Below are 14,503 nucleotides of genomic sequence, written 5' to 3' on the forward strand. Positions count from 1 at the left end.
CCGCGTATGAGCTCACTGGAAAAGAAAGTCGCGGACATCTTCTTGGAGATGGCCGACGGCATTGAGATCGGCAACTTCGGCAAGCGTCCCAAGATTGCACTGACGGGCATGGGTAGCGAGCACGGCGAGGAAAACTCGATGCTTGCGGCCACCCTCGCTGCCGCCAAGGGTGTCGACGTGCAGTATATCGGCTCGTTCGAGGATCCGTCGGTCACCACCATTCATGTGGCCGATGACGAAGAGGGTCATGCCAAGATGGATGAGCTGCTCGATAGCGGCGAGATCGATGGTGCTGTTACGATGCACTACCCGTTCCCCATCGGTGTGAGCACCGTTGGCCGTGCTATCACGCCGGCTCGCGGCAAGGAAATGTTCATCGCCAACACCACGGGCACGTCGAGCGCCGAGCGCATCGAGGGCATGATCTTAAACGCCATCTACGGCATTATCGTTGCGAAGTCGTGCGGCATCGCACATCCCACGGTTGGCATCCTGAACGTCGATGGCGCTCGCCAAACCGAGATGGCGCTGAAGGAACTAGCCGACAACGGTTACGACATCACCTTCGCCGAGTCCACGCGCGCTGATGGCGGTTGCGTGCTGCGCGGTAACGACGTGCTGCAGGGCACGCCGGACGTGCTGGTTACCGACTCGCTGACGGGCAACGTGCTCACCAAGATGCTGTCGTCGTTCAATACGGGCGGTTCTTTCGAGGCAACCGGCTTCGGGTATGGCCCGGGCATTGGCAAAGGCTACGAGAAGCTGGTGCTCATTGTGTCCCGCGCTTCGGGTGCCCCGGTTCTGGCCAACGCTTTGCAGTTCGCAGGCGAGCTGGTGCGCAACGGCGTGTTCGCCATCGCAAAAGCCGAGTTTGCCGCTGCCGAGAAGGCTGGTCTTGCCGAGGCTATCGCCAAGCGCAAGCCGCAGCCGAAGGCCGCCGCTGAAGAGGTTAAGGCACCGCCTGCGGAGCCCTGCACCTCGAGCATTCCCGGCATTGAGGTCATGGACCTTGAAGACGCCGTGCAGGAGTTGTGGAAGGCTGGCATCTACGCTGAGTCGGGCATGGGCTGCACCGGTCCGCTCGTTATGATGAGTGACGCCAACTACGAGAAGGCGGTTGAAATTCTGAAGGCTGCCGGTTACGTCGGCTAAGCAGCCGCACAGCCAGTCAGGCGACATTGCTTGAATTAAAAAGGAGGTCGGACACGAGCCGACCTCCTTTTTTGAGTGCACGTGCGTGTGACATGCACTTTTCTACTGGTTTCCCAGGGGCCGTTACGCCTTTTCTTCGCTGTGGCGTCCGTTTTCTAGAATGAAGCGCGTTGCGCTAATGAAACGTTCAGTGGTGCTCTCGATATTTTCGGGCGTCGCTTCTCGTGAAAGGAAGCTTTCCAGTAGTGTGCGATAGTAGCCAATGGTTATTTCGTTGATCAAAGCTGCTTCGTCGGCTGAAAACCCCAGTTCGGCGGCGTATGGTTCGAGCACTTTGATGGTACGTTCGTACAGGTCGCCCGAAAGTAGCATCGACAGCACTGCTCCGCTGATTTTATCAAGCTCGTTGGGGAACACCGAATAGTATTCCTTGATGATGTCGCCCAAAGAGTCGTTGTGATCCTTGAAATATAGGTGCAAGAAAATGGGCGCGTTTGCGAACGAGTACTTGCAGAAGAGCTCCCATGTGTGCAAGTACTCAGCTTCGGCGGTTTGCATGGTTTCGGCATCGGCGGCAAGCTCACTCAGATAATCGCGCAAATAGCTGATCGACGACATGGTTATCAGTTCGTCAAGATCCCTGAAATACAAATACATGGTTGCGCTACTGTAGCCTGCTTGCGAAGCGACTTTGCGGATAGACACGGCATCAAGACCTTCATTCTCGATGATGTGTGCTGTTGCCTCCACGAACGACGCGACGATTTTCTTTCGCGCTTCAGGTGAATATTTAACCCTCCCCATGTATGCCCACCGCCCTTGTAAACACGCTCAGCCTATGACTGAGCAATGTTAAAGAAAATGTATAATAGTCGAATTATAACAGAGTGACATTCTGTAGCAAACGTCTTTATGCGTATGATCAGAGCTGATAGGCTGCTTTACTGGACACGTTGGCTCACAAGTCGCTCAGTGACCGAGGCGCGCAGTTTCTTCCGTTATGCGGTGATCAAGATCGCACAAAATGCGATCGCGGTCATCTGGTAGTGTTCCGCGCACACGCACTGCAATGTTGTCGTGAAAGCCGTCGTAGCGAACGGGAATACTCAGCTTGCTGATAAGGTGTCGCTCTTCGGCGAGCGATTCAAGCTCGCTTGCGGGGATGAATTCACCGTGTTGTACTGCCATGTCAAGCGGCGTGCGTTCGAAGCCGACCATCATCGAGAAGTTGCAAATGTAGGTGGGTCGGGTTTCGTTCAGCAGGTGGGCAGTCGCTTCAGCGTTCTCGATGCCTCGTCCGGCCCCCGCAACGCCAGTCATAATATGAGCTCCGAAGTCGATATCAGCGCGATGTAACTTCTCAGTGGCCTCGCGACATTCGGTGTTGTTATGATCTTTCCGCATGAAGGATAGCACGTCATCAAGCCCGGATTCCACACCGATGTAGAGCATAGTAAGCCCGTCGTTTGCAAGGTGCGTCAATTGCTCGTCGGTTTTGCGGAGGATGGCCGTCACCGTTGCGTCGGCACAGATACTCTCGCATGAGGGAAGGTGCTGGTGAATAAGATCAAAAATAGCTTGCAGGCGCTCAAAAGGCAAGTCGAATGCATTACCGTCGCCGAGCATAACCCGCTTTGGCTTGCCGCCAACGGACTTCACGCGAATGAGTTCGTCTTCAATCTGGGAAAGAGGTAGCTCGCGGAAACGCAGATGCTTGAACAGGCCACAGAACATGCAGGCGTTGTAGGAACAGCCCACAGAAACCGGTAGCTTGAATGAAGCCTTCTCCGCTGGGGTATTGCAAATACGTCCCTCGTAATCCATGGTGCGACTCGCCCCCGTTTCCCAGTGCCGTTTTACTGCATTATACTCCCAAGAACCGCAGGAGATATTTCGCTTTCCCTCCTGCTTTCCGACGGCGTTTTACTGCATTATAGACCCTTAGTTACTTCAGTCGCCTCGCATCGCCATCACGCACCGTGAAGCCTTCGGCGTCGAACGCTTCCAGCAGAGGCACGGCGAATTTGCGACTTGCGCCGACAATATCCTTGAGTGATCCGACCGAGCCGTCGCCGCCGTTTCGGAAGTGAGCGGCCATGCGCTGCTTGCAGGCGTCAACGAACGCGCCATCGTAGAAGAGCTCGCTCGACACGCGATATGCTGCGCCCTCTTGCGCAAGACGCGCCATCGCTCGCCGAGCAAGCGGCAGCTCAACGCTTACTTCGTGTGCCAGTTCGCTCAAAGTGGGCGGTGTGGCGGCATGTTCGCGCAAACAGGTGAGCAGCTTTTCCGCTGCTTGTTTTTCGATTTTCTGTTGTGCTCCCTGGGCGCTCGGGTGGCCGATCAGTCCGCCTTGTGCAACTGCGATGTTTGCAGCGGTGGCTTCGTCGAGCAGAAAGCCGAAACAGGCAGCGTCCATGCGCGGGAAGCACTGCTGTCTCAGGGCTTCTTTCGTCATGCCCGGTTCTGCTGGGTTAGCGCTGTGGAACTCGATGAGTGTGCGCTCGATCTGCCCCATCGCACGTTTTTTGGTAGCGGGGGAGGTGAAGTACTCGCTTGTGTCTCCAAGCGCAACCGCGCGCTTCGATTCGACAGCGGCGCTCAGATACGCGCCCATGAGGTTGCTGTCCATACCGAAGAAGCGCGCGAGGTCGTGCGTGGTCACGGGCTGCGGTTGCAGGCCGAGTGCGTTTTCCACGGCCGCCTGCACATTGTCGTCGGTTAGGGCATCCAGTACAAGCTGCTCGCCATGCAGGTTTGTGCGGTGACGCGGGTGTGCCAGCAGCACCTGCCCGCCGCCCGCAACGTGCACGGGGGAGTACGTGCGCACGATAAAGCGATCACCCATCGATACCGGCAGCGGTTCTTCCAGGCGAATCTGCGCGTAGCTTGTCATACCAGCGGCAAGTTGCTTGAGTCCATCTGCCAAAAGCACGCGCCCGATAACCTCTTTCGTGCCATGTGCGATGTGCATTCGTGCGCCGCTTTCCAGCGGGCGTCCTGTTTTGGCGGTGTCCAGATAGGTGAACTGGGCGTCGAAGCGAGTTGTCGGCTCGATAAGTCCCGGCGTTGCCAGGAAATCGCCCGGTCGGATTTCGGTGGTCTTCACGTCGTTGAGGTTAAGCGCCACGCGATTGCCTGCCTGTGCGAGTGGGGCGTCAGACCCGTGCATCTGCACTGACTTAATGCGGCAGCGCTTTCCTGAGGGCAGTATTTCCACCACATCGTCGGGGCGAACAGTTCCGCTCCACAGCGTTCCGGTAATCACGGTTCCCGATCCTTTGATGGTAAACACGCGATCGACAGGTTGGCGCATGCTCTCGCCCGTGTGCAGTGCCTGCGTTTCCGTGCATGCGGCCGCTATGGCCTCCCGAACGTCTTCAAGGCCCTGTTTGGTACGGCTCGAAACAGGAACGATGGGGGCATTGGCATAAGGGGTTGCAGCCAAAAACGCACGTACGTCTTCGGTCATCAGCTCGAGCCATTCCTCTTCGACCATGTCGATTTTCGTCAGCGCCACTACGCACGAACGCACGCCGAGCGTTTGCAGTACCGCAATGTGTTCGGTAGTCTGCGGCATAATGCCATCGTCGGCGGCTATTACCAACAGCGCAACGTCGATACCGGTTGCGCCCGCTATCATCTGACGCACAAACTTCTCGTGTCCCGGCACGTCGATGACGCCCATGGTGCGGCCGTCGGGCAGTGTCAGTTGGGCAAATCCGAGTTCGATGGTAATGCCGCGCTTCTTTTCCTCCGCAAGGCGGTCGGGATCAACGCCGGTGAGTGCTAGAATGAGCGAAGATTTGCCGTGGTCGATATGCCCGGCGGTTCCAAGTATCAGGTTGGGTGCGTCGTTCGTGCTCATAGGGTCGATCCTCCTGTCTGGATAAGCCGATTGTGGCTTCGCCCCATGCTAGATGACAAAGTCGATTGGGATGGAGACGAAATGGAAAAAGTGAAACTCTTCACAAAGCAGAACGAAAAGACGTTGTCCCAGCTTGAGCGAAACGGCCGGTTCGTTAACAACCGCACATACGTGGAGCTGCACTTAGGTGACATCGCTCCGTATTTCGTGACGAAATACGATTGGCTTACCCGGCAGGCGGCCCGATGGCTACCCAAGCCCGACGACGTGCGCGCCCCCATTTGGTGCGCCGTCAGCCCACGCAGCTGCATGCGCCCTGAGGAAGGCTCGCTTGTGTACTGCCTTGAGGTGCCGAGGGACAAGATTATTTTCTTCGACAACTTCAAATGGGATTACGTGTTAAATCAGCTGTATCTTCCCAAAGACGAGCAAGACGCTCAAGATTATAAGCGCCATCTTGAGAGCATTGGCGTGAAAAGCCGCTTCGACTTCTCGAAAGACCGCTATCGCAATTTGTTTCCCGACGAAATTCGCCGCATTGAGGAAAGTTGGATCCGTATTTTCGAACTGGAAGAGTGGAACATCTGGAATGTGTGTGCGAACATTTGGGAGATCAGGCAGGAGTGGGTGACAGACATTATCCGATTTGGAGAAGAGGTTGATGTTCCCGCACTGGAGGTGTGCAGCGAGGGCGTGGTGCTTTATGACACCTGGCCAAGTGACTACCAGCCGCTTCCCCTTGACGACGTATTGAACGCTGCTTCTGCGGAAAAGGCGGGCGCGCCGCGCGCCTCGGGCGTGGCAGGTACTCGGGGGAGTATGGTGTCGGTCGGTCAGTTCCGCGAGCGTCTTGTTATCAAATAGCGTGTGCGTCGGCTTGCGTTCGTGCCGTTGCGCCAGAGGGGCTGCGTCGGCTGGTATGGCTCTGGCTCTGGTGTCGGGTGTGTTGGTGCTCGTGGGCGCTTGGTTTTGACGGCGGGCACGGGGGCTCTTGGGTTCGTGGTTGGTTTGTGGGCGCGGTGGTGTTTAACTTATCGCGTTAAAGAAATATGTCCGTCAACCCTTGTAACTTGTGTTCGGTAGGTGGTACACTCTCTGTGGTATGAAGTGCCGAGGGTTCGAAACAGCGAGGAGCAAGATTGCCTACTAAGCGATTTTTTCCGTTTCTTCCTGCCTTGCTGTCATTAGCGCAAGGCTGTGAAGAGCACTTGTACCTCGCATGTCGAGGCTTGAAACACCGGCCCTGAACCTCGGTGAGCCCGTCACGTGCTGACGGTCGCTCGCAGTTCCGTTTCGATGCGATTCTTACTCAGATGAATCGACATGCATCGAATCCGTTGCATAACCCGTTTTCCACGCTATCGTTCCCGCTTGTGCAGCGCGCGTTTGCGCCTGCGTTGGCGTGCGGCTTTGTTTCTGGTTTTGAGCAAGGCCGCCACGGTGTGATAGAACGTATTACCCCGATCGAGTAAGGAGGTGAAAGCTGTTACGATAGTGACGAACAATCCTCTCTTGCGAGAAGAGGAAGACGTGCTTTTCGTAGAGGGCACGTTCAGAGATGTGCTCGTCACGGTGCGTGACAAGGTGTATTCAGGCTATGAGCTTATCAGCCACCCGCTGTTTGCCAGCAGCAGAATGATGTTCTCGCCCTTTCGCACGGTGATCATCGGGGAGAGAGAGGACAGAATCTCGCAAGAGGCATGCCAGATCGTGGAAGACTCGATTCTGTCATACGATACGGCCACAGCAAGACGTCGTCGTCAACCAGAGCATGATGACGACTATGCTTGGGTAGATAGGAGCCTGTACTTGTCCGCATTGGAGGAGTATGAGTCTCGGTTTTAAAAGTCAGAAGATGAATGGAGGTGTTCTGATTTGAGGCTAGAACAAAATCTGATCCACGTTAAAGACGTGGTGGCCGGCGACGCCATGGGCATTGAAAATGGCGTGCTGACCGTCGACATCGAGGGCCTGAAGCAGTGCGTTCTCGAGGACGACAAGATCAAGAGCGTCGAGATCGATTTCGCCAAGCCCGGCGATCGCACTCGTATCGTTCCCGTTAAGGACGTCATCGAGCCCCGCTATCGGGTTGACCGCCAGAACGGTTTCCCGGGTGTTACCACCAAGTACGAAGAGTGTGGCAACGGCGTTACCAACATCCTGAAGGGTGCAGCTATTGTCACCATCGGTGATATGGTCGGCTTCCAGGAGGGCGTTATTGACATGTGGGGCGAGGGTGCTGGTTGGACCCCGTTCTCCAAGACGCTGAACATCGTGGTTGACATCACCCCGGTTGACGGTCTTGACCCGCATACGCACGAGCGCGTTGTGCGCCTTGCTGGTCTGCGTGCTTCCACGTTTGTGGGTATGGCCGCCAAGGATGCCGCGATCGACGAAACCAATGTGTACGAAATCGGCACCATGGCCGAGGAAGTTGCTAAGTACCCGGATCTGCCGAAGGTTGCCTACGTTGAGATGACTATCTCCCAGGGCCTGCTGCATGACGGCTTCTTGTATGGTGTTGACCTCAAGGAGATTGTGCCCACCTGGTTCCATCCCAATGAGGAAATCGACAACGCTGTCATCAGCGGCAACTGCGTTGCTGCTTGCGACAAGATCACCACGTATCAGCATCAGAACAACGCGCTGATTCACGACCTGTACGCACAGCATGGCAAGACCATCAACTACATTGGCAACATCTTCTCGCCTGAGTTGACCACGCTCGACGGTAAGTTCCGCAACTGCGACTACACCGCGAAACTGTGCCACCAGCTGGGCGCCGACGGCGTTATCGTGTCCGAAGAGGGCTACGGCAACCCCGACTCCGACCTGGTTATGATCTGCAAGCGCCTGGAGAAGCGCGGCATCAAGACCGCTCTGGTCACCGACGAGTGCTCCGGTTGGGATGGCACCAGCCAGCCGCTGACCGACACCGCCGCTGAGGCCGTGGCCGTCGTTTCCTCTGGCAACGTTTCCAAGGTTATCGAGCTCGAGCCCGCCGACAAGGTTATCGGCAACCTGAAGTCCGCTCAGACTCTGGCTGGCGGCTGGGATGGCTGCGTGGCTGAAGACGGCAGCGTGAAGGTTGAGCTGAACGCTGTCATCGGCGCTACCTCCGAGATCGGCTTCCATAACGCATCGGTCAAGTTGTACTAGGAGGTTGTAAATGGCTAAGAAGCGTGTAATTTTCTACCTGAACCAGTTCTTCGGCGGCATCGGTGGCGAGGACAAGGCTGACTACGCTCCCGAGTACCGCGAAGAGGTTGTCGGCCCCGGCGTGGGTGTTGCTGCTGCCACCGCTGACAACGCTGAGATCATCGGCACCATCATTTGCGGCGACAACTTCTTCGGTCAGAACGAGGAAGAGGCTAAGGCCTTCATCGCCGAAACCATCAAGGCTAACAAGCCTGACATCCTGGTTGCCGGCCCTGCTTTTAACGCTGGCCGTTATGGCTTCGCGTGCGCTGGCGCTTGCCAGGTTGCGCACGAGCTGGGTGTCATTCCTGTTTCCGGCATGTATGTTGAGAACCCGGGCCTGGAGCACTGCCGCTCCTTCTCTTGGGTTGCCGAAACCGCTGACGCTGCTGCGAAGATGCGCAAGGCACTGCCCATCATGGCGAACTTGGTGAACAAGCTTGCTTTGGGCGAGGAAGTCACCCCCGAGGGCGACAAGTATCATGCACAGGGTCGCCGCGAGTGCATCCTGGTTGACGAGCTTGGTTCGACCCGTGCCGTCAACATGCTGCTCGCTCGCCTGAACGACGAGCCTTTCGAGACCGAGCTGCCCATGCCCACCTTTGACGAGGTTGAGCCGGCTGCCGCTATCAAGGACCTGTCCAAGGCCACCATCGCCTTGGTTACCACTGGCGGCGTTGTGCCGAACGGCAATCCCGACCGTCTGCAGTCCGCTTCCGCTCAGCAGTGGAACAAGTACGACATCTCCGCGCTGGACGAGCTCAAGGGCGAGTACTTCACCGTTCATGGTGGCTTCGACCCCGTGTACTGCAACGAGAAGGCCGACCGTGTTGTGCCGCTGGACATCCTGCGCGAGCTGGAGAAGGAAGGCAAGATCGGTAAGGTCCACGAGATCTTCTACACCACCACCGGTACTGGTACCGCTGTTGCCAACTCCGAGAAGTTCGGCATCGAGATTGGCAAGGAGCTGGCCGACGCAGGCGTCGACGGTGTCTTGCTCACCTCCACTTGAGGCACGTGTACTCGTTGCGGTGCAACGATCGTTAAGGAAATCGAGCGCTATGGTACCCCCATCGTTCACATGGCTACCATCACCACGATTTCTCAGTCTGTAGGTGCGAACCGTATCGTCCCGACGGTTGCTATTCCGTATCCGGTTGGCAACCCGACGCTGTCCGCTGAGGACGAGCATGCGATGCGTCGCGAAATGGTGGAGCGTGCCGTGAACGGCCTGGCCACCGAGATCACCGAGTCGACCCAGTTCGAATAAGGGAGGCTTGCAAAGGCGCTGCCAAGCCCGTCTGTGGGGGGACGTGGATAAGGCGAAGCCTTTCAGGTGGTAATTGAAAAGGACCCGCGTTTCGGCGCGGGTCCTTTTTTTCAGGGTGCGTTGCGATCGCGCTTACACGCGAGCGACGCACTTGATTTCGACACTTGCGCCCTTCGGCAACGCGGCAACTTGGAAGGCGGCGCGTGCGGGGTAAGGCTCATTGAAGAAGGTGGCGTACACCTCGTTCATGTCGGCAAAGTCGGCGATGTCGGTGAGCATGACTGTTGTTTCCACAACGGCGGACATGTCAGTTCCTGCTTCAGTGAGAATAGCCTGGATGTTTTTCAAACACTGGGCTGTCTGCGTTTTGATGTCGTTGTCTGCAAATTCACCGGTTGCAGGGTCGATCGGAATCTGCCCCGACACGTTGATGGACACGCCTTCTGCTTTGATAGCCTGCGAATAGGGGCCGATGGCGCTCGGTGCGTTCGTAGTGGCGATTGCGGTGTTGTTCATAGTGGTGCCTCCTTGAGCGATGGTGCATGCGATAGATGCGGCGCGTGAGTGCGAGCCGCCAGACAGATGATACACCTTTACATTACGCTTCGGATTGTTCAGTCGAGGTAACCGTCGTTATGCTGGTATCATGATCGCAAGGCGTTGCCTTACCATGCCAACTCGGACGAAACGGAGGATCCCATGCAGGCACGAGCTGTTCACCGTTGCATTCACGTACTCGATCTTGAGAAATCGCTCGCCTTCTATGAGCAAGCGCTCGGAATGAAGGTGGTTCGGCGTATGGGGCCCGATGATGGGTCATGGGAAAACGTGTTCGTTGCGAATGATGATTCGGGTTTTCAGGTAGAACTCACCTGGAACCGTGGACGTACCGAGCCTTACGTGAACGGGGGGCGTGATACGCATCTTGCCTTCGCAGTTGACAACATGGACGAAGCGCGCGCTCTGCACGAGCGCATGGGCTGCGTCTGCTTTGTGAACGAGCGTATGGGCATTTATTTTATTGAAGACCCCGATGGATGTTGGATCGAGATCGTTCCGCTCGATCGTGCTGGCAACGCTGCGCAGGCGGGTGCCGATGTTTTAGCCGCAATGCGCAACCGTCGCAGCGTTCGCTCATATGCAGGCGAGCGTATTCCCAATGAGAAGATTGAGCGTGTGATCGAAGCGGGGCTGCTGTCGGCAGCCGGACGGGGTATTCGTCCTTGGGAGTTGGTGGTAGTTCGCGATCGCAGCATGCTTGAATCGCTTGCCAGTTGCCGCACTGCCGGAGCGCAGATGCTTACCGAAGCCGATGCGGCCATTGTTGTGGTGGCCAACGTTGCCGCAGCTGACACGTGGGTGGAGGACTGCTCAATTGTCATGGCAAACATGCACTTAGCCGCCGACGCATTGGGGCTTGGCAGCTGCTGGATTCAGGGGCGCGGCCGTGAGGCGGCTGATGGGCGCAGCACACGCGATTATGTGGTCGCCTCGCTCGACATTCCCGACGGCTATGAGATCGAAGCCATCCTGTCGCTTGGCGTATGCGCCGAGCATCCTGAGCCGCGCGTTGTCGATGAGATGCTTGCTGCAAAGGTGCACCGGGATAGCTTTTAAGGATCTTTGGCCGGGGAAAAGGTCAAGGAAATCCATTGCTTACGTTGACTTGTGCTGACTTGCATTGATTCTGACAAAACCGCAGGTTGTTTACGTGTGTTTCCCTAGACAGGGGTATTGTGAAGCTTCTATAATGAGCAAGCTAGCGCACTGCAGACGAGCATCGGCGGCATGGGGCCACCGTTTGCTTGCGCGGAAAGATTGAGGTGAAACCAATGATCGTACTCGTGGTGAATGCGGGAAGCTCGACGCTGAAAAGCCAGCTTGTCGACACCGAAACCAAGGCGTGCCTGATGAAGTCGAACGCGGAGAAGATTACGACTCCGGGCACGTTCATGAACGTCAGTTTCCCGCCGTCGAGCGAGAAGCATCATTTCGACATGGAAGGCGCCTCGCACGCCGATTGCCTGGACAAGCTGCTTGAAGTTATCTTCTCGGCAGAAGAATCGCCGGTACATTCTCTGGCCGACATCGATGCCGTGGGCAACCGCATCGTGTCGGGCGGCGAGTTCTTCGACCGCTCCGCCGTGGTTGACGCCGACGTGCTGGAGAAGGTGAAAATCTGCGGCGAGTTGGCCCCGCTGCACAATCCGCCGGCGGCTTCGTGCATCGAGTACCTGATGAAGGCTGCGCCCGATACCCCGCAGGTTGTTGTGTTTGACACTGCGTTCCACATTGCGGGCATTCCGCCGAAGGCGTATCGCTACGCACTGCCCGAGAAGTACTACACCGAGTACAAGATTCGCCGCTACGGCGCTCATGGTACTTCGCACAAGTATGCTGCAGAAACCGCCGCTGCACTGCTGGGCCGCGACGTTGCCGATTTGAACATCATCACGTGTCATCTGGGCTCGGGCGGCTCGGTCAGCGCCGTGCAGGGTGGCCGTTGCGTCGACACCACCATGGGCCTCACGCCGCTTGAGGGCATCATGATGGGTACCCGCACCGGTTCGATGGATCCGTCTATTGTCACCTACATCATGCGTCGTGAGGATGCCACGCCTGATGATATGGACGCACTCATGAACAAGAAGTCGGGCATGTTGGGCGTGTCGGGCTTCTCCAACGACTGCCGTGAGCTTGAACAGGCTGCGGCTGAAGGCAACGAGAATGCGAAGCTGGCGTTGGAAATGTACGTATACACGGTACAGAAGGCCATCGGCCAGTTCATGGCAGTGCTTCCGGGTACCGATGCTATCGTGTTCACCGCCGGCATTGGCGAGAATAGCGAGGAAATGCGCCGCGACATCTGCGAAGCTATCGCTCATTTGGGCGTGAAGATCGATGCGGAAAAGAACAAGGGTCGTGGTATCGATCGCGTGATCTCCACTGACGATTCGCCGGTGAAGGCGCTGGTTATTTCCGCCGACGAGGAAATGTGCATCGCCCGCGAAACAGAGGAACTGGTAGCCGCGCTGTAAGCTTTGGTTCTAGCGAGGCTCGCCGGTGCTCGGCGAGCAAAACGCATGACGCGTTATCTGGATAAGCCCCCCGAACACATGTCAGGTTCGGGGGGCTTTGCTGTGACGGTAAGCTAGAAGTACGACGGTAAACCGGAAGTCCGCAACTTTTGGAATATCTGTTGGGAGATTGAGTTATACCAGATCAGGCGTGGGGCAACTGCCGGTTGCCAGAGATTATCTTTGGTTCTATGGGAAAATGACCACATAAGGTGGTGGAGTGGAGGACGGAGAAACCGTAGGGTGAAAGGCGAGACGTGACGAACAAACGGACGCGAAAGGGAACTATGATGAACGTCGAGATCGCCCAGCGGCTTGCCGAACTGCGCCGCGCACGAGGGCTTTCCCAAGAAGACTTAGCAAACAAGCTGGGGTTGTCGCGCCAAGCTGTTTCCAAGTGGGAGCGCGCCGAGTCGGCTCCTGATATGGGAAACCTTATCGCCTTGGCTGACTTGTACGAAGTGACCATTGATGAACTTTTGCGCGTGAGTCCCGAGGTGGAAGAGAACGTGCGTTACGAGTTACAGGAGTGTGTCAAGTCGACCGAAGAACAAACGAAAAATGCTGCCGAGACCGCCGAAAACAAGTCGCGCGAAGTAGCCGAGTGTTCACAGGCTGCGGCAAGTGTTCCCGAGACTGCTTCCGCGGCAAGTGTTCCCGAGACGCCAACCGCGACGAGCGTCCCAAAGACAGCTGCTGCGTCAGTGGCCTATCCCGCAGGTGTCCAGGTGAAGCCACCAAAAAGCCCGCTCCGTACGTTTCCCTACCCGTTGGTGTGCGTTGTTGTGTACTTGATTATGGGGTTTTGCTTCGGTTGGTGGCATCCAGGATGGATCATTTTTCTCACTATTCCTTTCTACTATTGGATTGTAAGCGTGATCGAGCGCGATCAGCAATGGCAGGCCGATCACAGTAATGAGTCCCGGAAAAACAGCGGTGATGCTGGTTTTAGACCGCACTCATAGGAGGGAATAACAATGGCTAAACTTACGCGTAATACGCATATCAAAATCGTGCTCATTGTGTTGTTGTGCTTGATGCTCTGTGGTGGACTGGTTCTGTGTGGGAGGTTCATACCTCTATCGGGCGCTTCTGCGGCATTCCGTAGTTACGATCACAGTGGCAGTTTTGAGGTCGACGCAACCACGGTCAGCCGTATTGACTTCTCGTGGCTTGCGGGAAATGCAACGATTCGTGTGGTGCCCGACAATCAGACGGCGGGTATGATTCAGGTGAGCGAAACTCGCAAAGACTTTGCACCCGAACTTGGTTGGTCGTTTACAGACGGTCTGCTTGAGATAGGTTACAGCCGCACGCCTTTCGGCGGCGTGGGAGGATGCGTACGTGCTGCTTTCGACGCAAAGGATGTGACAGTGCTTCTTCCTGTATCGTTGAGCGATCGTCTGGAAAGACTGAGTGTTGATGTCGCTTCAGGAACATATTCACTTGACCAAGTGGGCTGCCGGGAACTGGGGTTGTCGATGGCCTCGGGTGAGCTGTCGGCGTCGGGGTTTTCCTGTACCGATGCGGGTCTGGATATTTCGAGTGGGAAAGTGACGCTTGACGGGGCAATAGGTGGCGAGTTGGAGATAGACCAGGCATCGGGCGATGTTTCGGTGAGCTGTGCGGGCGATCAGCCGCGCATTGCAAGCCTTGATGTGACGTCGGGTGTCGTTGCGCTCGAACTTAACCGCGCGCGAGGATTCGAGTTGATAATGGACAAGACAACAGGCTCGTTCAACTGCAACATGCCACTGGAAAGCACTTCCGACAACGCGCGCCGTGCGGGAGATGGCTATACGAAGCTGAACGTCAACTTGGTAAGCGGTACGCTGAACGTAATGGGCGTCGACTAGAGTGATTAAATTGGTTTAGTGGTTTTAGCAACTATCGCAACTATAGTAAGTTTAGTAACTATAGCAAGAAGATAACGTCGTG

At 56.5% G+C, this 14,503-nt stretch carries 13 protein-coding genes; 9 read left to right on the forward strand and 4 right to left on the reverse strand.

What is annotated here, in order from left to right; translation table 11 throughout:
- The first annotated feature begins 6 nt into the window (after positions 1 to 6).
- On the forward strand, positions 7 to 1,152 hold the full coding sequence (gene grdD, locus G7Y44_RS02700; protein WP_165247336.1) for a glycine/sarcosine/betaine reductase complex component C subunit alpha: 1,146 nt from the start codon (positions 7 to 9) through the stop codon (positions 1,150 to 1,152).
- Between the two features lie 123 nt (positions 1,153 to 1,275).
- Here the strand turns inward: grdD and G7Y44_RS02705 are convergent, their stop codons facing one another.
- The 3 genes from G7Y44_RS02705 to selB form a co-directional block, all read right to left on the reverse strand.
- Positions 1,276 to 1,956, reverse strand: a complete 681-nt coding sequence (locus G7Y44_RS02705) for a TetR/AcrR family transcriptional regulator (RefSeq protein ID WP_165247338.1) — start codon at positions 1,954 to 1,956, stop codon at positions 1,276 to 1,278.
- A gap of 165 nt (positions 1,957 to 2,121) precedes the next feature.
- Positions 2,122 to 2,976 (reverse strand): radical SAM protein, encoded by an 855-nt coding sequence (locus tag G7Y44_RS02710; RefSeq protein ID WP_165247340.1) that lies wholly within the window; start codon positions 2,974 to 2,976, stop codon positions 2,122 to 2,124.
- Between the two features lie 121 nt (positions 2,977 to 3,097).
- Entirely contained in the window at positions 3,098 to 5,020 is a 1,923-nt protein-coding gene (gene selB / locus G7Y44_RS02715; RefSeq protein ID WP_165043309.1) for a selenocysteine-specific translation elongation factor, read from the reverse strand.
- A gap of 81 nt (positions 5,021 to 5,101) precedes the next feature.
- Here selB and G7Y44_RS02720 point away from each other — a divergent pair, with 81 nt between their 5' ends.
- The 4 genes from G7Y44_RS02720 (at position 5,102) to G7Y44_RS02735 (ending at position 9,488) form a co-directional block, all read left to right on the forward strand.
- Positions 5,102 to 5,884, forward strand: a complete 783-nt coding sequence (locus tag G7Y44_RS02720; RefSeq protein WP_206214383.1) for a DUF3841 domain-containing protein — start codon at positions 5,102 to 5,104, stop codon at positions 5,882 to 5,884.
- 630 nt (positions 5,885 to 6,514) lie between these two features.
- Positions 6,515 to 6,865 (forward strand): GrdX family protein, encoded by a 351-nt coding sequence (locus G7Y44_RS02725; protein ID WP_165043305.1) that lies wholly within the window; start codon positions 6,515 to 6,517, stop codon positions 6,863 to 6,865.
- A 30-nt stretch (positions 6,866 to 6,895) separates the two neighbouring features.
- On the forward strand, positions 6,896 to 8,179 hold the full coding sequence (locus tag G7Y44_RS02730) for a glycine/sarcosine/betaine reductase component B subunit (RefSeq protein WP_165043303.1): 1,284 nt from the start codon (positions 6,896 to 6,898) through the stop codon (positions 8,177 to 8,179).
- A gap of 10 nt (positions 8,180 to 8,189) precedes the next feature.
- A complete protein-coding gene (locus tag G7Y44_RS02735; RefSeq protein WP_165043301.1) occupies positions 8,190 to 9,488 on the forward strand; it encodes a glycine/betaine/sarcosine/D-proline family reductase selenoprotein B in 1,299 nt (432 codons plus the stop codon).
- Positions 9,489 to 9,620: 132 nt separating this feature from the next.
- On the opposite strand, the gene G7Y44_RS02740 is transcribed toward G7Y44_RS02735, so the two are convergent.
- Positions 9,621 to 10,004, reverse strand: a complete 384-nt coding sequence (locus G7Y44_RS02740) for a RidA family protein (protein WP_165247344.1) — start codon at positions 10,002 to 10,004, stop codon at positions 9,621 to 9,623.
- A gap of 183 nt (positions 10,005 to 10,187) precedes the next feature.
- On the opposite strand from G7Y44_RS02740, the gene G7Y44_RS02745 reads away from it, so the two are divergent.
- The 4 genes from G7Y44_RS02745 (at position 10,188) to G7Y44_RS02760 (ending at position 14,421) form a co-directional block, all read left to right on the forward strand.
- Entirely contained in the window at positions 10,188 to 11,105 is a 918-nt protein-coding gene (locus G7Y44_RS02745; RefSeq protein WP_206214384.1) for a nitroreductase family protein, read from the forward strand.
- Between the two features lie 215 nt (positions 11,106 to 11,320).
- Entirely contained in the window at positions 11,321 to 12,526 is a 1,206-nt protein-coding gene (locus G7Y44_RS02750) for an acetate/propionate family kinase (RefSeq protein WP_165043421.1), read from the forward strand.
- A gap of 296 nt (positions 12,527 to 12,822) precedes the next feature.
- Positions 12,823 to 13,530 carry a helix-turn-helix domain-containing protein gene (locus tag G7Y44_RS02755; protein WP_241159156.1) on the forward strand — a complete coding sequence of 236 codons (708 nt, stop codon included), beginning with the start codon at positions 12,823 to 12,825 and terminating at the stop codon, positions 13,528 to 13,530.
- A gap of 12 nt (positions 13,531 to 13,542) precedes the next feature.
- Complete coding sequence (locus tag G7Y44_RS02760; RefSeq protein ID WP_165247346.1) at positions 13,543 to 14,421, forward strand: DUF4097 family beta strand repeat-containing protein; 879 nt, start codon at positions 13,543 to 13,545, stop codon at positions 14,419 to 14,421.
- Positions 14,422 to 14,503 lie beyond the last annotated feature (82 nt).

The sequence above is a fragment of the Adlercreutzia sp. ZJ141 genome (genome assembly GCF_011038965.1).
Classification (GTDB): Bacteria; Actinomycetota; Coriobacteriia; order Coriobacteriales; family Eggerthellaceae; genus ZJ141.